We start from the raw sequence: 18,206 nt of genomic DNA on the forward strand, positions 1-18,206 counted from the left end.
GGGCGTCCCGCCTGTGCTTCGCCTGTGCTTCTAAATCTGTAACGCCTGTGCTGATAAATCTGTAAAGCCTGTGCTTCCGAATCGGTAAAAAACAGAAAACCAATGAACCAACCAAGAATAATCTCTCTAATTCCCAGCGCCACCGAAATTGTAGCACTTTTAGGATTAACCGATGCAATTGTGGGCCGTTCCCACGAATGCGACTATCCCCCAGAAATCCAAAATTTACCTGTTTGCACTCAGCCTAAATTCAATCCCGAAGGAACTAGCAGCGAAATTCACAACCGCGTGACAGAATTGTTGCAAAATGCGCTGAGTGTCTATAAAGTAGAAATAGATACTTTGGAAAAATTGCAGCCGACTCACATTATTACTCAAGCTCAATGTGAAGTCTGCGCTTGTTCTCTAGCAGATGTTGAACAAGCAGTAAGCACCCTGGTAAATAGCAAGCCGGAAATTATTTCTTTGCAGCCGAATCTGCTATCAGAAATCTGGACGGATATTCAGCGAGTGGCTGCTGCTTTGGGCGTAGATGGCAAAAGCGCGATCGACCTTTTGCAATCCCGCATCGATGCTATTATCTTAAAAACCAAAATATTAACCGTTAAACCCAAAGTAGCTTGCATCGAGTGGATTGAACCTTTGATGGCTGCGGGTAACTGGATTCCCGAATTAGTGGCAATGGGGGGAGGCAATTCGCTATTTGGAATTGTCGGCGAACATTCCCCTTGGTTAAAATGGGAATCGCTAGTAGAAGCTAATCCCGATGTAATTATTTTCATGCCTTGCGGCTTTGATTTAAGCCGCACTCGCAGCGAAGCAATGCAGATAACTAAATACGCAGAATGGCCTAATTTGCAAGCAGTAAAAACGGGGAAAGTTTACCTAACTGACGGCAATTCTTACTTTAATCGGCCGGGGCCGAGATTGGTTGATTCGTTAGAAATTTTAGCAGAAATTCTCCATCCCGAAATCTTCAATTTTGGCCATCGGGGTAAGGGTTGGCAGCCTTTTTTGTAAATACCCGCAGCTAGCTAAAGCTTTATATATAGCAATCCTAAATCATTTGTGAACTTCTTACTCCCTCCCCTTGATAAGGGGAGGGTTGGGGTGGGGTAAAAAATTTACGATTCCTGCAAAAATTGCTATATATTATAGCAACCGCCAAGACGGTTAGGACGTTGTTAATGGCTGAAACGATTGATTTTCTTCCTTCTTCCTGACATCCGTTACATCCGTTACATCCGTTACAGAATCCGTTGCCGAACTTCCTTCTTCCTTCTGCTCTAATTCTGAATTGCCTGCCACACAAATAAGGACACAACAATGTTGTGTCCTTACTTCGCTTTCATTTAACCGAATCTGACATCAATTGATGCAAAAAACGCTAGTCCTATTTGGCATCAGGGGGCATCAAAACCTTGTCAATTACGTGAATCACGCCGTTGCTAGCTTTGATATCAGCTTTCACAACATTACCGCCGCTGACAGTAACTTTGCCTGCGTTAACTCCAACCTTCAGCGCGCTGCCTTCCACACTTTTAACATCGCCGGATTTTAGGCTAGTAGATAAAACCGAACCAGGAACAACGTGGTAAGCTAAAATCTTAGTAAGTTGGGCTTTGTTTTCCGGTTTGAGCAAATTCTCCACAGTTCCTTCTGGCAAAGCAGCAAATGCCGCGTCAGTCGGAGCAAAAACAGTGAAAGGGCCTTTTCTTTGTAAAGTTGCAACCAAGTCTGCTGCTCCCAAAGCCTTTGTCAGCGTCTTGAATTGAGGGTCGCCCGATGCAATAGCAACAATATCCTTAGCAGCAGCAGTTGGTGCCTGTGAAGTGCCAGTTGGTGCCGGTGAAGCAGCGGTTTTCACATTTCCTGCAACTTGTTGAGTTTGAGTTGCATTAGCAACATTGGTATTGGAGGTGATGTGAGCCCAAGCCGGGAAACCAATCAACGCGCTAGCGCCGATTACTCCTGCGAAACCTGTCAGTTGTTTGATCCAGCTAGGTAAATTTTGATTTGTCATAAAACCTGTCGGTAAGTGGGAAACTCAGTCGCTGCATAGCGCTGAGAGGAAAACGATCAGCGGTTTCAACCGCCTTGAACATTACAGGGGGATCGTTTGATTCGATGTAATGAATGTGATGTACTTTTACGATCGACAATTACCACTTCAAACCTCACGATCCTGTACCCATAATGTTTGCTCTTTCGAGCCTCCCTTACGGGGTAATGTTAGCTTCGACCTTGTTATAAGAGCTTGCGCGGGCTCGCAACACTGTTCCAGTGACCTTGGAACTGTTTAATCACGAGCGACAGAGCGGGGAACTAGCTACGCATTCGCCCGGTGTCGCGACTCAAATAACGGCTCCTCTTACGAGGGGTCTGGTCAGCACAGCTTGGGAGAGATTTCTCGCGACCAAGCTCAGTCCCTTTAGGGCTGGGTTGCTGACTGCGCTTGCATTTCCTTTTGACATCCTCACCGGGCTAAAGCCACGGTGATTCCCAAGCATCACTACTTGGGTTTCTGCTTCATTGCACCTGCCTCCACCCTCAAGGAGTTTATGGTCTTACGGTCGCTCCACAGACTATCCCCGCTAGCCCAGCGGTTCTTATGTATCGAGAAATCTCAAGATTTCTGTTTGTTTGCGTCACTCAGGGATGTTGTACCATTGCCCAATAGTGCTTTTCCCGGTCTACCGATTTGTCTGCGCCGCCAGTTGTTTGCTGGACTTCGCTCGTATAGGCTGTCTGATCCATCGTCGCGGGTGGGTCAACGACCACTTTAATTATAGTGAAAAATTTGTAAAGCCGTCCTAGAAGGACGGGGTTTCTACCCAAATTTTCCGATGATATAAAACCGTGAACATGAATTGTTATGTTAGCCAAATATCGACAAAAAGCAAGGTTGCTAGAGGCTAAGGTAGAGAGAAAATTCTCTTGCATCCCATATCGAACAAAACTTCCTTAATATAACGCAACCTAAAAAATCTGGCATCAACCGCTAAATCTGTAACTCAAAACCTCAATCACCGAACCAGTTTGGGGTAAGTCACCAGATTTGATCGAAATCGTGTCATTATTCAATCGGCGCACCGGCGTACCATCCATCAGCGCCAAGAATTCATCTAGCGGCACCAAATCGCACGCAGCAGCATCGGCGGCTTGGGTTTTGAAATGTGTCGGAATCACCATCTTTGGTTTAAGAAGTTGCAAAGTTTGCTTCGCTTCCGCCGGAGTGTAAGCTTTCGGCCCGCCGCCCACGGGAATCAGCACTACATCGGGCCGCCCGATCAAGATTTGTTCTTCAATGCCGATCGGGCCAGCAACTCCGCCCAAGTGTAAAATCTTAACGCCCGCTTGCTGCCACAGCCAAGCCACATTGACCCCAAATCGCCGTCCTCCCTCACGGTCTTTTTCCGTCCGAATCCCTTGAATCCGCAGTCCGTTAGACCTGTAAGCCCCCGGTTCGTACAAAAGGCCGGGATTGCCCGCAAATCCGTCGATCGCCCCTTCATCGAGCAACCGACTGCTAATCAGAATCAAATCTGTTGGCACTTTAGGAGAGCGATAGCCTGCCGTACAGCCCAGGGGGCGAAAAGGATTCACCAGCACCCTCGCACCGCCACCGGTGAACAAGAAGCAAGTGTGGCCCAACCACTGAATCGACAAGGAATTAGTAGTTTGAGCTTGATAGCTTTCCCATCCAGATGGCAAACCAGTGGACAAAGCTGCTAGCAAACCCGTCTGTGCGTAACGTATTAATTGTCGCCGTTTCATCAAAAACACTCGGTAAGTGGGAAACTCAGGGTATGAAAGACCTGAGAGGGAAAGGACACGGCGATTTCAATCGCCTTGAATCTTTCTGTATCCATTACCGCCTTGGAGTTGCTGGACTTGGTGTACTTTTGTAATGCACTTTCGGCAGGACAGTTACTGCCTCAAACCTTGCAACTCTGTACGCATAATGTTTGCTCTTATGGAGCCTCCCTTTCGGGGTAATGTTCGCTTCGACCTGGTTATAAAGGCTTGTTAGACCTGCAACACTGTTTCAGTGACTTTAAAACTGTTTAATTGCAGATGACAGAGCGGAAAACTAGCGTCGCATTCTCCGGTGTCATGACCTAAATAACGTCTCCTCTGTAAAGAGGGGTCTGGTCAGAACAGCTTGCAATTTCTTACAAGCTCAGTGGCGTTGATTCCCTGAGTTCCTGACCTTGTGGTTGCAGTTGTCGGGTGTTGGTCGTTTGTTGTTATACCACAAAACACCGTCAGTCGATTTTAGATTTTAGATTTTAGATTTTAGATTTACTGGCAGCATTGAATCTGGAATCTCGAACAGGAGTGTAAAATTTGGGGTTCACCACGACAGGAGTGGGGGGCTTGTATCCTTTTTGGGGCGGTTCAGGTGCGAAAATGTGTACCCTACTCTCACCGTAAGGTGCTATAAGAGCGAACCCTACAAATTCAGAGAAATTCAACTAAAGTCTTTCTAAGAAATTTCGCAATAATTGCTTCCCCGAAGTCGTCAAAATACTTTCCGGGTGAAACTGCACACCTTCAATATGCGGATATTCCCGGTGCCGCACCCCCATAATAGTTCCGTCTTCAACCCAAGCCGTAATTTCCAAAACTTCTGGACAACTCTGCTTTTCAATTACCAAACTGTGATAGCGAGTTGCAATCATCGGCGATTCGACGCCCTGAAAAACTCCGACTCCTGCGTGTTCTACCTGAGAAGTTTTGCCGTGCATCAACACGGGTGCAGAAACAATTTTGCCGCCGAATACTTGACCGATACTTTGATGTCCGAGGCACACGCCTAAAATTGGTAGAGTCGGCCCCAATTCTTTGATTAATTCCAGAGAAATTCCCGCATCTTCCGGCCGCCCCGGCCCTGGAGAAATCACCACTGCCGCAGGCTGTAATTGGCGAATTTCTGCTAAGGAAATTTGGTCGTTGCGGTAGACTTGCACTTCGCTTGCTACCGGCAACTGGGCACCGAGTTCTCCTAGATACTGTACCAAATTGTATGTAAAACTGTCGTAGTTATCGATTACTATAATCACGGGTTAAGTTGGATTTTAGGTTTGAGATTTTAGATTTTAGATTGACTCGCTGCCTGAAAGCAAGGGTTTTAAGATTTTAGATAGATGCCCAAGATAAAAATAGTTGCAATATAGACGAATAAAACTAAAAACCTCCCATTGGTCATCTAAAACCTAAAATTTGCTGAGGCCAATAATTTACTGACGGGCGATCGCAATTTGAACGACTGCCCACAAGGGAGGAAGCAGAAGTGCACTACCGACGATCGTAGCAGCCATTGCCGATACCAGAACCGCTCCCGCACCGCAGTCTTTGGCAATTTTGGCTAGTTCGTGGTAAGATTGCCCGACTGTCAAGTCTACCACCGATTCGATCGCCGTATTCAACAGTTCCATTGCTAAAACTATGCCAATGGTGACGCCGATCACAGATATTTCTACAGGTTTCAGTTGCAAAAATAGGCCGAGTCCGATCGCCAAAGTGCCAATAACAGTGTGAATCCGAAAATTGCGCTGAGTTTCAAAAGCATAACTCAGACCACCCCAAGCGTATCTAAAACTCGTAGCTAAGCTAGATGCGATTTTCCAGGACAGATCTCGGTTGTATTTCAAGGCTTTTTTAGACTCGTGGACTGTCTGGCTAGAAGAGTCTTGAGGCATGGGCAGAAACTGTGCGATTTGTGATGAAAGTGAGGGTCTATCTAGTGTCATAAAGAACCAACTTTAATTTACAGAGATGAATGAAGGCTAAACTTTTCAAATTAACTACATCAAGTCTAGGTAACTTTTCTAAGTTTTTACTAAAGTTTTGGTTTAATTTCAGAAAGTTATGTTGGGCTTGACATGATTTGTTAAATCACCATCCACTTCAGTTATGCTGTTTGGATCGTAAGACCGATCGCCCGCAGCAATGTTTCCTGTCGATCGAGCATTTGAGTCAGACTTTCTTCATCCGGGTGATCCCAGCCCAAAAGATGCAGAAAACCGTGGGCTGCCAGCCAAGCTAGTTCGGTTTTCAGGGGATGTCCTTGCTGCTGGGCTTGTCGGTTAGCTGTATCGATCGAGATGACGATATCACCCAAGTATAGGGGTTCAGATGACTGCATTTCCTCTAGCTGAGGACAGTCTACCTCTAAAGCTGCGAAAGCTAGTACATCGGTCGGTCGATCTTGCTGGCGGTACTGGAGGTTGAGGGCTTGCATCTCCCTATCGGCGGTTAAACGCAGACTGACTTCGTAGCCCGGGGCCACTGGCACATCCGCCGCCTGGTTTTCCAGCCAAACGCTAAACCAATTTTCCCAGGTTTCGGCCAAAATCTCCCCGCTGGCTGCACTCTCAGGGAGGTTGGAAGCGTCGGCTGACTGCTGGGCGAGCCCGTAACAGTCTTCGACGTTCACCTCGATTAACATTTTTTTGCTCTCCTGTCAAGGGATATATTAAATTTTTTTACAAATTCCAATTGCGCGATCGAACGGCAGGGGATTTTGCTGTTGCTGGCAACATACAGTAATCTGTTAGAGATTGCAACAGGCAGGCAGAACAATCAGCTTAACTCCCGATTAAGAAATATGAAAAACATCAGCAGAAATTAGAGGCTGATTGTTAGAATCCCCGATTAAGAATTGAAATATCGATCGAGAAAAGCCAAACCGACGAGTACGCCTAAAAGTCCGATCGCTGTCAAGGCAAAATGAAACAGAGAAGTCGCCCGCTTGCGAACCATGTTCCGCATCGCCAGCTTGACATAACTCGGTGGAGGTGCAGTGTTTGTCGGTGCTGTCGGGGTTTCGGCGGACTCTTCTGAGGCGGGAATTGCTGAGGGAGGTTGACTCATAACGGTTAGTTTAGAAGGTTAAGAGAGGGACTGTTGAGGACAGGCTCGTCCCGATGTTAACAAATATGTAACGTTTTGTGTAGGATTTTTTAGCTTTTCGATCGCCCCGGGCCCATTAAAGGGGGATTATACCAACAGATTAATGTGCGATCGCCCTGATAATCAATTCGATATTTTCTTTTCATCTTCAGAGACACAAGGATAAATTTAATTCCCGATCCGTGTTCCTGTGCGCTTTAACAAAAATTTTTAAATTGTCAAGTCGCACAATCAAGCGACACTCATTTGAGTTAACTCAAATGAGTGTCACCAGAAAAAGCGACTGTTAACCAACCGCGACGGGCAGTTATTCATAGATATAGCCACGGAAAAACAGAAACAAAATTTTCCGGCTAAATAACCCAAGCTAAAAGTTAAATTACTCGGACACAAACATGGAAGTTTCCACCTTTGAAATCCTCGCTGCACCGATCGCACCTGTGATGGGCATCCCTCCACAACTCATCCCAGTGGCTCGTCGAATCGTTCAGGGATACTTTCTCACCATCTCCAATCTCGAAGCGATCGACTTGCGATATCGGATTGAGTTTACCATCAGCTTACCCGTGCCGGCAAATCCTAATAAAATCTTGCTCAACAACGCTTTCTTAGTTGTTGACGTTGAAGGCACTAACATAGAGGTACCTCTGACTCAGCAGCCAGGAAAACCGAAGGTATATCGCGCATTTTTTACAATACCCGCTCACAAAACTGCATCTGTTCAATTGTTGCCCATTCTGCCAAAAACTCTGACTCCAGGTTTGTTGGAAGTGCGCGGCTATGTCTCGCTATTTGTGCCAGCGCGCTCCATCTTTCCAAAGCCTCAACCCCAAAGCAAGAAACCAGTCAAGGTGTTATTGAATCCCGAAATTCGCGGTACTTTCTTGCCAAACGATTTCCCATCCGAAAATCCAACTTTACCCGACTTCGATCAAATTAATTACACATTAGCGATCGCCAGTGGAAAAGGCTTGAACGAGATTACGCCTGAACCAGGTAAACCAATTATCATCGATTTACCAATTGTTGGCCCAATTTTGGAAGAGTTACGCAACGGTAATTTGGACTTGGCTACTTTGGAAGCAGACAATTCAGAAAAAGCTCAAATGCTCGTGCAACTGCTGGCCCAACTCGATGCCAATGATGTCAATTTGAAAGAGCTAAATACAGTGATGGATAAATTCGATATTCCTGTCAGAATGTCTCGCGGCTAGAACTGTTAAATGGTAAGTAAGCTGTTGGGCATCTAAATTGTATTTTTTGGGCGGGCGAGACGCCCACCCCACAAGACTTTTCTTAAATTTGACTCTACAATTTAAATGCACTTCAGCTTAACTGTAGGGTGGGCAATGCCCACCTTACGTTTAATTACAGCGGTTCTCAAAAAAGTGAGGTATGCCCACGGAGGCCTATGCCCACGGAGGCCTATGCCCTATGCCCTATGCCCTATGCCCATGAGTACCTCATCTTTCTGAGAAAGGCTATACGTTTAATTACCCCCACTTATACACTCAGTGAGCTTTATTCAAATGTCGAACTCATTTAAATTTCAGCCTGTTTCTTTTAGTTGGGTGGCTGTTCATCCGCAGCCCAAAGGTGTTGTTCAATTTATTGGTGGAACTTTTTTTGGTAGTTTGCCAACTTTGTTTTATCGATATTTTTTACAACAGTTGTTTGAAGAAGGTTATACCGTAGTTGCTTTGCCGTTTAGATTTACTTTTCGTCACTGGCCGATCGCTATTGGGTTATTAAAAGAACAGGAGATTCTGAGAACAGAACTGACCGAGATTGCTCAAAGATTAGGCTATGAAAGCGAAATTTATCAAGAACCATCAAGTTATTTTTGGGTGGGTCACAGTCTGGGATGCAAGTACATTGCTCTTTTAGAATTTTTAAGCGACGATCGGTATCCAAACATTGTGGAGAAATTCTGCGATCGCCCTGACTACGAACGGATTCAAAGGTTAATCGAAAATCTGGGCATCGACAGACCTTCAATTAAAGGCCAGCCGTCCTTATTAATTGCTCCTGATATCAGCAATACAGAGAGCGCTATTCCAGTGCGATCGCTAGCAAAACTGTTAGACAAATTCCGCTTAGGAGTGCTACCAACCAGAGAACAAACTCAATGCTTTATTGCTAATAGTTCTCTGTTTAATTTAACAGCAATAATTTCTTTCGATCGAGATGATATTGCTGGTTCTACCAATGATATCAAAAAAAGTCCAGAACAACAAAAAAACAGCGATGTACTTTGGCTCATACAACAGCTAAGTAATAGAAAATTGCCTTTATTGAGCCAGGAAATAGAAGGCAAACATTTAGAGCCGATTGGCGTCCAAATCGGTTACTATATTGTTGACCTCAATCCTTGGGATAAATTCATCAAACCCCTGAAAAGGCGCTTTCTTGAATATTGGTCTGTTCATTTTTTGGATGCTTTGAAAAAGCGGTTAAGCGCTTAACTATCGGTTGTTATTTGCGATCGCCCTTTCAATCCTCTCTCCTCCAACAGAGAATCGGCCCAAACAGCATCAGTTTCGGACAGCGCAGGGACTAACTCAGCCGTATAATCGAGGGTAATGTCATAGGCGGCGCGATCGTACACTGTATTCAGCAACGCCTGTAAATCCACAATAGGCTCCACATCGCCTGCACCCAAAGGCAAAGGAAAACAGGGAATCGCATCTGGTATATTAAATAAGTATAAATCTGCAAAAGGTCTTTGATTGCCCCGACTCACCAAAATCCGATAATGGGCTGCAATATCATTGTCCAAAACCGGGAGAGGTTGCCAACCCCGCAACAAATCAATCTCCACGAAATTAGTGCGACTACCGAACACCTTATCCCGCTTTTCCTCATACATTTCGTGCCCTTTTCCCGGACGTTTATTAGCAGGTGAAAGCACCTCAATCACCGTCACAACTTCCTTAGTGGCCATATCTATCACCTCCAAATATCCTTCTCTCACCTCCTCAGACATCACTAATCTGATTTTCAAAGGCGCGGTAGTTCGTGTAGCGACAGCCACATTCGATGTAATTGGATTTCTGGGAATGGGATTGCGCTGGATAGAAACATCGGGAATTCCGACTAACAGAGATTGTTCCCCCTTGATTTCATAAATTCGCTTTTCAATCGCCACTCGATATTTGGGTATCAGTTGTGGAACCAAAGCATCTGCGATCGCCACTATCAACCTATTATGTACTTCTGGCCAAAAGTCAGGACTTTCTAAATAAGGATTCATCCCTGGAAACGGATTAGGCATTGATTTAACTCCTGTTGATTTACCTACTTAGGACTTATGCACGGGTGGCCAGAAACCGGGTTTTTGTCCAGAAGACGCCTTATAGCCCGCAAAAACCGCAAAAAACCCGGTTATCAAGGTTTTGATGCGTCCAAGACTACTACTTCTATTATCACCTTAACTCTCTTTCCCGAAGCAGAGAATCGGCCCAAGCTGCATCAGTTTCGGACAGTGGGGGAACTGGTGCGACGGTGTAATCTATTCTAAAGTCATAGGCTGCGCGATCGTAAACCCCATTTAATAACGCTTGTAAATCTACAATTGGTTCCGCATCACCCGCGCGCAAAGGCAGGGGAAACGGAGGAATCATATCCGGTAAATTGAAAAGGTACAAATCCGCCAAAGGCCTTTGATTTCCGCGACTCACTAAAATTCGATAACTTGCCTCAATATCGTTATCAAAAACTAACATGGGTTGGTAACTTCGCAGCAAGTCAATCTCTACCAGATGAGTGCGACTACCAAACACCTTTTCTCGCTTTGCTTCATACATTTCTCGCCCTTTTCCAGGGCGCTTATTGGCTGGTGACAGCACTTCAATCACTGTCACAACTTCCCTAGTTGCTGTATCTCGTACCTCTAAATATGCTTCCCTAAATTCCACAGGTACTGGCAGTCTTACTTTCAAAGCTGTCACAGGCGGTGCGGCAACTGCAACATTAGAAGAATTAGGGTTGGTTGGACTAGGAGAACGCTGCACAGTGACATCAGGAATCCCCACTAATAGGGAATTGTCCCCGCTAAGCTCATAAACTCTTTTTTCAATATCGACGATATATTTGGGCAGCAACTGCGGCACTAATGATTCAAAAATGCTACTAATTAGCAAGTGATGTACTTGAGGCCATAATTCAGGACTTTCTAAATAAGGATTCATCCCTGGAAACGGATTAGGCATTAATCTAGCTCCGGTTAATTTACCTACTTCTATTATCCCCTTAACCCTCTGTCCCGCAACAGAGAATCGGCCCAAACAGCATCCGTTTCTGACAGCGGGGGCACTGCATCGGCTGTGTAATCAATTTCAAAATCATAACCTGCGCGATCGTATACTTGATTAATCAGCGCCTGTAAATCCAGAACCGGCTCTACATCTTCGGGACGCAAAGGCAAGGGAAATGCAGGAATTGTATCGGGAAGGTTAAATAAGTATAAATCTGCGATCGGGCGTTGATTGCTGCGGCTGACTAAAACGCTGCAGTCGCTTTTATGGGAATGTCCGAAAACTGGCAAAGGTTCCCCACCTCGCAACAAGTCTATTTCGACTAAATGGGTACTGCTATCAAATATTTTATTTCGCTTATTGTCATACTTTTCTCTACCTTCCCCCGGCGTTTATTTGCAGGCGAAAGCACTTCAAGAACCGTGACAACTTCCTTGGTTGTCATATCGATTACTTCTAAATATCCTTCCCTAAATTCTTCCGACACTGGGATTCTCACTTTTAAAGGCTGCACAGTTCGGGAAGCGACGGCGACAGCATTAGATGCGATCGCACTTGCGGGAAGGCGTTTCTGTTGGATAGAGACATCAGGAATCGCTACTAATAGAGAATTTTGACCTTTGATTTCGTAAATTCGCTTTTCAATAGCGACGCGGTATTTCGGGCGCAATTGCGGAGTTAACGACTCCTTAATCACACTAATCAGTAAATGATGGACTTCTGGCCAAAAATCAGGATGTTCTAAATAAGGATTCATCCCCGGAAATGGATTAGGCATGAGCGTACTTCCCGTTTACCACTACTATTTTAGCAGCTCAATTAAAAAAACGCAGACAATATCAACATATCATCTGCGTTAATCCGCGTGCATCTGCGATTAAAATGACCTAAAAATTGCCATAACTACTAATAGCCGCCTGCAACCTCCCAATCACTTCATCAACCGAAATCGCCCCCAACTCCCCAGAAGCACGAGTCCGAATATTCAAACTATTCGCCTCAACTTCCTTCGCACCCACAACACCCATCACCGGAATTTTATCCTTCTCAGCATTGCGAATCAACTTGCCCAAACGCTCGCTATCCTCATCAGCTTCAGCGCGAATATTTAGCGCCTTCATCTTCGCCGCCACTTCCTTCGCAAACGGCAAAAACTCTGCGCTGACAGGCAACAACCGCACCTGAATCGGCGCCAACCACAGCGGAAAATCGCCCGCATACTGCTCGATCAAAATCCCGATCAAACGTTCCAAAGAACCGAAAGGAGCGCGGTGAATCATCACCGGACGCTTGCGAATACCGTCTTCAGCGACGTATTCCAAATCAAAACGTTCTGGCAAATTATAATCTACCTGAACAGTTCCTAATTGCCATTCTCTATCCAAGACATCTTGGAAAATGAAATCGAGTTTCGGCCCGTAAAAAGCCGCCTCCCCAATTCCCTCAAAATAATTCATTCCCAAAGTTTCCACCGCGCGGCGAATCGCACCTTGAGCCTTTTCCCAAGCTTCATCGGAACCGATGTATTTCTCTAAATTGTTCGGATCGCGGAAGCTCAAACGCGCCTTAAAGTTTTTCAGTTGCAGACTCTTGAAGACTGACAGAATCAAATCCACCACATTCAAGAATTCAGCATCCAACTGTTCCGGCGTAACAAATAAGTGGGAGTCATCCACCGTAAAGCCGCGCACCCGCGTTAAACCGCCCAATTCTCCCGATTGTTCGTAGCGGTAAACTGTGCCGAATTCCGCCAACCGCATCGGCAATTCGCGATAGGAACGCAATTCGCTTTTGTAAATTTGAATGTGAAAAGGGCAATTCATGGGTTTCATCACAAAACCCTGTTCGTTTGCTGCCGCTTCCTCATCCTCCGCCATCAGCGGAAACATATCTTCTTTGTATTTCTGCCAGTGTCCAGAAATTTTGAACAAATCGACTCTGGCAATGTGCGGAGTCACTACTTGCAAATAGCCGCGCTTGATTTGTTCTTGTTTCAAGTAATCTTCTAAAATACTTCTCAAAACAGTGCCTTTCGGCGTCCACAAAGGCAAACCCGGCCCAACTGGATCGGCAAAGATAAATAAGCCTAATTCTTTGCCTAATTTGCGGTGATCGCGCCTTAATGCTTCTTCTTTGCGGTGTTTGTATGCTGCTAATTGTTCGGGAGTTTCCCAAGCAGTGCCGTAAATGCGCTGTAACTGAGCTTTGGTTTCGTCGCCGCGCCAGTACGCGCCTGCTAGACTTTCTAGCTCGATCGCCTTTGGATTCAACTCACTGGTATTTTCTAAGTGAGGCCCGGCGCACAAATCCCACCATTCCTCGCCCACATGGTAAAGAGTAATTGGTTCGATCAAACCTTCTAAAATTTCTAATTTGTAAGGTTCGTTAATCTCCTTAATTCTGCGTTCCGCTTCCTCGCGGCTGACTTCTTCCCGAATTACAGGCAATTTACGGTTGATGATTTTGATCATCTCTTTTTTAATGGCTTTTAAATCCTGTTCCGTAAAAGGTTCGGGAGTGTCAAAGTCATAATAGAAACCGTTTTCAATCCAAGGGCCAATGGTCACTTGCGCCTTGGGAAATAACTTCTGCACCGCCATCGCCATAACGTGGGAGGTGGTGTGGCGAATTTTTTTTAGTGATTCCGACTCACTCGTGCGGGGCAACTCAATCTTAACGGACTCTTCTGGAGGGGACATGGATTCTGAGCTAGACATCGGCTGAATTAGCAATTAATTTAGTGGCAGTTGCTTCTATATTACTCAGATTGGGACAGCAAGCGCCGACTTCAGGTTGGGGGACACTCCGGGAAATTAGGTCATTCTGGGCATGGGGCATGGGGCATGGGGCATTGGGCATAGTTTTTTTCTTCCTTCTTTCTTCTTCCTTTCATCCGTTACATCTCACATCTTGCACCATTGTCAAGAACAGGCAAGATGCCTGTTCCACAAAGAGTGAATTTTCTTGTGGAACAGGCATCTTGCCTGTTCCTAAAAAGCTTATTGAGAATGGTGCAACATCTCAGTTACATCCGTTACATCCGAAGAAAGCGAATCCCTTGCCGAACTTCCTTCTGCTATGAGCTATTGCTAGCGAGTCTGAGCCGATATTGCACAATTTGGGGATTTCGACTCAAAAATCGCTGCTGACACAGTTAAATTTATTCACACCCACCTACTAATTGTTGTGAAACCCTTGAATTTTTGTTAAAATTATGTTACAATTTGTAAAGACCGTCTAAGACTATAATAGATAAATAACCCAATTTTGATCCATGCTTAATTCCAACTTGCCCGAGCCCGAATTGCTCAAAGCGTTACTGGAACCGCTGTTAGAGGATTTCACTTACTGGTTCGACCGATCGGCAAAGCTCTTAGAAACTGAGGAAATTCCCTTTCTCAGCGACGAAGATCAATCGGACTTGCTGGCGCGAGTCAAACAGGCTCAGCAAGAAGTAGGCGCGGCTAAAGCTCTATTTCAAGCAACCGGAGGTCAAGTTGGGATTGAAACAGCAGCACTGATGCCGTGGCACAGACTGCTCGCCGAATGCTGGCAAGTATCGGCGCGCTTTCGCTCATTGCAGTCAGCTCCCCCTGGAAAATAAGGAAGCGAGTTCAAGTTCAACTTGCAGTCAAATCCCCAATCTTGGGAAATGTGGCGGCTGACTTGACAACCTCAAACAGATTTCCAGTTAATAAGTTATCAGAAAATTGGGTTTAAAACCCCGTCCTTTTAGGAAGGCTTTATTTCCAAAAAGTTCTAAAAGTTTCCCAAATAGTACCCTATACTACAAAGAGATACAGGTAGAATAACCGCGAGCATCGAATGGATAACCAACCCCAAAATGACCCGCTTGAGAAACAATAATGTCTCGTGGGTGGCGAAAACCACAAAAACATAGCTAGGGTAGCCATCGCGCACCCATACCAGAAAACTCAAAATCTTAGTAGTTAGATGTACCGTAGGGCATACGGGAACAAAGGGAATGAGCCCTTAACGCTTGGGGAGACAAGCCCTCTGGGACTATTCAAATTAGGCTCGAAGCTTCGTTCAATTGGACGGGTTTTTGGTTTAAATATTGCCGAAGGGATGAATAGTTTAAAGGTATGTCAGTGAACCAAGAATCCCCGCGTTTACGGCCGGGAGTGTCAATACTTGCTGAAACACTTTTGTAAATTGCTGTGTGGCTGTTTAGCCCGGAGGAGAAGATAATGTTGCACCTGCTTTATATTTTAGCTTTTACCGTTCTTGCCTTTCTGGCAGTCGGTAACTTAATCCGCAGTCTAGTCACCGTTGGTATGGAATCCCAGCGCCCTCAACAGTTCAGGGCAAATAATCCCTACGCATCCTATCCTCGCTCTCAATCTGTACCACATCCAGAACTTTTAGACGAACACGGAAATGTTGTCAATGAGCCGCTGTTAGTGATGCGTTCGCTGACTGTCCAAGACGCCCGCGAACAATTAGATGCTCTCTACAAATCATCTCCGGGCGGCAGCGACGAAGGGGGCGAACTAGCCTGATACAACCACAGCCGCAGCATTTATACTCAGGCGCGATGCCTCAAAAAAAATATAGGACTTACACGCTAGGTGTCCGAAGCCCGGTTTATTCATAGATGGTGGGTAAAAACCGGGTTTCTTGGGATCAGTCGTCAAAATAATTGGTCGTTAGTTTTTAACTAATGGCTAATTATTTGCGCTTTTTTAAAGTTTAATTACCGATTAACCAGATCGATCGCCAAAAAGCGATAATTATGGCACTGATATCCAAGAGACCGAGGATAGTTTGACACTCAAGTACAGGGAAACTAGGAATCTTGGCGGGCACGGCCGAGCGAATTTGGGCGAACACGGGGGTACCCCAGGAGAGCGAAACCGATTTCTTTGTACTTTACTTACCAAGTGCTGTAAATCTATCAGATACTGAAGAAGGATCGCTCTAAACCTCCTATCGATCCTGTTTTGTCATCGGCAAAAATGCACGTTTAAAGCTAGATGATCGTCCCTATTTCGCTACTGGCAGAACTTCTGCAAGCTTTGCCCCAACTGCGGGCACAAATTTATTTCAAATCTTCCATGACAGCCCTGTCTCACGCTATGGAAGACTTAGTTTTGGCGGGTTCCGACGACGAACCCCTAGTCATTGCAAGCTTTCAGCGAGAGCGCTTCTACCGCCAGGAAGCTCACCGTTACCGGCGAATTGCCTCACGATCCTCTCAGGTATATGTGCTGGCAGCACCGGAAACTGAGTTTAAAAATTCTTCGGAGTGTCACGAAACTGTGGCGTTTGCACCGGAGGACGGATTAAGTAAAGAGTGGCACTTAGTGGTACTGGGGGAACACTACTCAACTTGCCTGATTTGTCAAGAAAAAATTGTGCCGATCGACGACCAGGACGATCGCGGGCCGCTGGTGATGGATCAAGCTCGCAGATTTGAAGGAATTTGGACGTTCGATCGCGAGGTCAGCTCCAAAGCGGCCGCATTGTTGCTCGATAGAATTGTCAATTATCGCCCGGAATTGGCCGAAAAGATCGATCGAGCGCGAACTACTTACAAGCTCAAAACAGCGAAAAAAACGAGGAAATCCGCCACTTCCAAAGCCGCCAAACCCGACAAAAGTACGGCAAAAAGCTCAAAAATTCCCAATCCAAAATTGAGCGATGCTTTTACCGAACGCTTAGTCACCTACTTGCAAGCAGGCCAGCACAAACTGCTCAAAGCATACGCCGCCATCGCCGCCCAGGAACGCAAAGAACGCCTGGTAAACTTAATTACAACGGCAATGCGGCAGTCTCTCAACCCACAAGAAATCGTCGAAGTTGCAGTTCAAGAACTCGGCACTGCCCTGTCAGCAAGCCGATGTTTGATTTATCGGTGCAAGACCGCAGATGTGGCGGTCAAAATCGATCGCGAGTTTTTGGCTCCCGGCGCTAGTTCCATGCTGGATCAGACTTGGCTGTTGCAGGAAAATCAAATATGGATCGACGCGGTGGCGCGGCAAGAGCGAGTTTACATCCAAGACACAGCACAACACCCCCTGATTGTCAATACACAATTCCTGGAAAAAATTGTAAAAAATTGGCAAATTGTCTCTTGGTTAATGGTGCCAGTGCTTTATCAGGGGCGGGTTTTGGGCATGGTGGAAATGCACCAGTGCCGATCGACTTTGGCTTGGGAAGAAGACGAAATTGCTTTAGTAGAGGCGATCGCCACCCAACTCGGAGCAGCATTAATTCAAGCAGAAACCTACGCTCATTTAGAAGAACTAAACCAACAATTAGAAGCATTAGACCGCACTCGCAGCAATCTAATTGCCATCACCGGACACGAACTTCGCACTCCACTTTCTACGATTCAAGTGTGTTTGGAAAGTTTGAACTCGGAACCAGATATGCCTGCCCAATTGCGGCAAATCATGTTAGAAACTGCCCTCGGCGATGCCGATCGAATGCGGAAACTCGTGCAGGATTTCTTAACTCTTTCTCACTTAGAAAGCGGGCGAGTCCAATGGAATGTAGAATCGCTGACGCTGCAAGAATGCGTGGATTTAGCCCTCAGCAGCGTGCGATCGCGCACGGTCGATCGACAGTTACCGGAAATTATCGCCGAAGTGTCCGCAGAATTGCCTTTAGTGCAAGCTGACGGAGAGTGGTTGGTGGAGGTTCTCTCCAAACTGCTAGACAACGCTTGCAAATTCACCACACCTCAAGGAAGCGTGACCATAAGAGCGAAATGCAACGGTTCTCGGATGGTGGAAGTGCTCGTAGCCGATACGGGGAGGGGAATAGAGGCGAACAGTTTAAAAGTAGTGTTCGATCGATTTTATCAAGAAGAAGGAGCTTTGCGCCGCAGCGCCGGCGGTACCGGTTTGGGATTGGCAATTTGCAAACAGATTGTTGCCGGCTGGGGCGGTAAAATTTGGGTAGATTCCGCAGGAAAAGACCGAGGAAGTGAATTTCACTTTACTATTCCCACTGTTTAGACTCAATGGATAATAGTTAACTAATCACTCTTAAAGGTGATGTGGC

18 protein-coding genes and 1 pseudogene are annotated in these 18,206 nt (G+C 45.9%); 6 read left to right on the forward strand and 13 right to left on the reverse strand.

The window, feature by feature from the left end; all coding sequences use genetic code 11:
- Window positions 1-102 precede the first annotated feature (102 nt).
- Window positions 103-1,020, forward strand: coding sequence for a cobalamin-binding protein (locus QUA00_RS15020; RefSeq protein ID WP_333410110.1), 918 nt, complete (start codon window positions 103-105; stop codon window positions 1,018-1,020).
- A gap of 153 nt (window positions 1,021-1,173) precedes the next feature.
- Here QUA00_RS15020 and QUA00_RS15025 read toward each other — a convergent pair whose 3' ends face one another.
- The 8 genes from QUA00_RS15025 to QUA00_RS15060 all read right to left on the reverse strand — a co-directional run bounded on the left by QUA00_RS15025 (window position 1,174) and on the right by QUA00_RS15060 (window position 6,879).
- The gene (locus QUA00_RS15025) at window positions 1,174-1,308 is read right to left on the reverse strand and encodes a hypothetical protein (protein ID WP_333103346.1); all 135 of its coding nucleotides are present in this window, start codon (window positions 1,306-1,308) and stop codon (window positions 1,174-1,176) included.
- 85 nt (window positions 1,309-1,393) lie between these two features.
- The gene (locus tag QUA00_RS15030; RefSeq protein ID WP_333138399.1) at window positions 1,394-2,023 is read right to left on the reverse strand and encodes a fasciclin domain-containing protein; all 630 of its coding nucleotides are present in this window, start codon (window positions 2,021-2,023) and stop codon (window positions 1,394-1,396) included.
- A gap of 629 nt (window positions 2,024-2,652) precedes the next feature.
- Window positions 2,653-2,781 carry a hypothetical protein gene (locus QUA00_RS15035; protein ID WP_333138397.1) on the reverse strand — a complete coding sequence of 43 codons (129 nt, stop codon included), beginning with the start codon at window positions 2,779-2,781 and terminating at the stop codon, window positions 2,653-2,655.
- A 213-nt stretch (window positions 2,782-2,994) separates the two neighbouring features.
- Window positions 2,995-3,777, reverse strand: coding sequence for an MBL fold metallo-hydrolase (locus QUA00_RS15040; protein WP_333410111.1), 783 nt, complete (start codon window positions 3,775-3,777; stop codon window positions 2,995-2,997).
- Window positions 3,778-4,478: 701 nt separating this feature from the next.
- Window positions 4,479-5,066, reverse strand: a complete 588-nt coding sequence (locus QUA00_RS15045; RefSeq protein WP_333054712.1) for an aminodeoxychorismate/anthranilate synthase component II — start codon at window positions 5,064-5,066, stop codon at window positions 4,479-4,481.
- 177 nt (window positions 5,067-5,243) lie between these two features.
- Entirely contained in the window at window positions 5,244-5,756 is a 513-nt protein-coding gene (locus tag QUA00_RS15050) for a diacylglycerol kinase family protein (protein WP_333138392.1), read from the reverse strand.
- Between the two features lie 161 nt (window positions 5,757-5,917).
- The gene (ybeY, locus tag QUA00_RS15055; protein WP_333138390.1) at window positions 5,918-6,454 is read right to left on the reverse strand and encodes an rRNA maturation RNase YbeY; all 537 of its coding nucleotides are present in this window, start codon (window positions 6,452-6,454) and stop codon (window positions 5,918-5,920) included.
- Window positions 6,455-6,660: 206 nt separating this feature from the next.
- A complete protein-coding gene (locus tag QUA00_RS15060) occupies window positions 6,661-6,879 on the reverse strand; it encodes a DUF3285 domain-containing protein (RefSeq protein WP_333106650.1) in 219 nt (72 codons plus the stop codon).
- A gap of 434 nt (window positions 6,880-7,313) precedes the next feature.
- Between QUA00_RS15060 and QUA00_RS15065 the strand changes: the two genes are divergently transcribed.
- The gene (locus tag QUA00_RS15065; protein ID WP_333138388.1) at window positions 7,314-8,132 is read left to right on the forward strand and encodes a hypothetical protein; all 819 of its coding nucleotides are present in this window, start codon (window positions 7,314-7,316) and stop codon (window positions 8,130-8,132) included.
- Between the two features lie 315 nt (window positions 8,133-8,447).
- Window positions 8,448-9,383, forward strand: coding sequence for a DUF1350 family protein (locus tag QUA00_RS15070; RefSeq protein ID WP_333138387.1), 936 nt, complete (start codon window positions 8,448-8,450; stop codon window positions 9,381-9,383).
- On the opposite strand, the gene QUA00_RS15075 is transcribed toward QUA00_RS15070, so the two are convergent.
- The 5 genes and pseudogenes from QUA00_RS15075 to QUA00_RS15095 form a co-directional block, all read right to left on the reverse strand.
- Window positions 9,380-10,192 carry a DUF4058 family protein gene (locus QUA00_RS15075; RefSeq protein ID WP_333410112.1) on the reverse strand — a complete coding sequence of 271 codons (813 nt, stop codon included), beginning with the start codon at window positions 10,190-10,192 and terminating at the stop codon, window positions 9,380-9,382. The two genes, QUA00_RS15070 and QUA00_RS15075, sit on opposite strands and share 4 nt — an antisense overlap.
- A gap of 151 nt (window positions 10,193-10,343) precedes the next feature.
- Complete coding sequence (locus QUA00_RS15080) at window positions 10,344-11,129, reverse strand: DUF4058 family protein (RefSeq protein ID WP_333410113.1); 786 nt, start codon at window positions 11,127-11,129, stop codon at window positions 10,344-10,346.
- 32 nt (window positions 11,130-11,161) lie between these two features.
- A pseudogene (locus tag QUA00_RS15085) lies at window positions 11,162-11,952 on the reverse strand (DUF4058 family protein).
- 109 nt (window positions 11,953-12,061) lie between these two features.
- Window positions 12,062-13,891 (reverse strand): threonine--tRNA ligase, encoded by a 1,830-nt coding sequence (gene thrS, locus QUA00_RS15090; protein ID WP_333410114.1) that lies wholly within the window; start codon window positions 13,889-13,891, stop codon window positions 12,062-12,064.
- On the reverse strand, window positions 13,884-14,033 hold the full coding sequence (locus QUA00_RS15095; RefSeq protein WP_333308607.1) for a hypothetical protein: 150 nt from the start codon (window positions 14,031-14,033) through the stop codon (window positions 13,884-13,886). Before QUA00_RS15095 ends, thrS begins: the two co-directional genes overlap by 8 nt.
- A gap of 415 nt (window positions 14,034-14,448) precedes the next feature.
- Between QUA00_RS15095 and QUA00_RS15100 the strand changes: the two genes are divergently transcribed.
- The 3 genes from QUA00_RS15100 (at window position 14,449) to QUA00_RS15110 (ending at window position 18,160) form a co-directional block, all read left to right on the forward strand.
- Window positions 14,449-14,778, forward strand: a complete 330-nt coding sequence (locus QUA00_RS15100) for a DUF2605 domain-containing protein (protein ID WP_333410115.1) — start codon at window positions 14,449-14,451, stop codon at window positions 14,776-14,778.
- A gap of 607 nt (window positions 14,779-15,385) precedes the next feature.
- Window positions 15,386-15,697, forward strand: coding sequence for a DUF2973 domain-containing protein (locus QUA00_RS15105; protein WP_333106625.1), 312 nt, complete (start codon window positions 15,386-15,388; stop codon window positions 15,695-15,697).
- Window positions 15,698-16,171: 474 nt separating this feature from the next.
- Window positions 16,172-18,160, forward strand: coding sequence for a DICT sensory domain-containing protein (locus tag QUA00_RS15110; protein WP_333410116.1), 1,989 nt, complete (start codon window positions 16,172-16,174; stop codon window positions 18,158-18,160).
- The last annotated feature ends 46 nt before the right edge of the window (window positions 18,161-18,206 follow it).

This window comes from Microcoleus sp. T2B6 (assembly GCF_036700475.1).
Lineage (GTDB): Bacteria > Cyanobacteriota > Cyanobacteriia > Cyanobacteriales > Microcoleaceae > Microcoleus.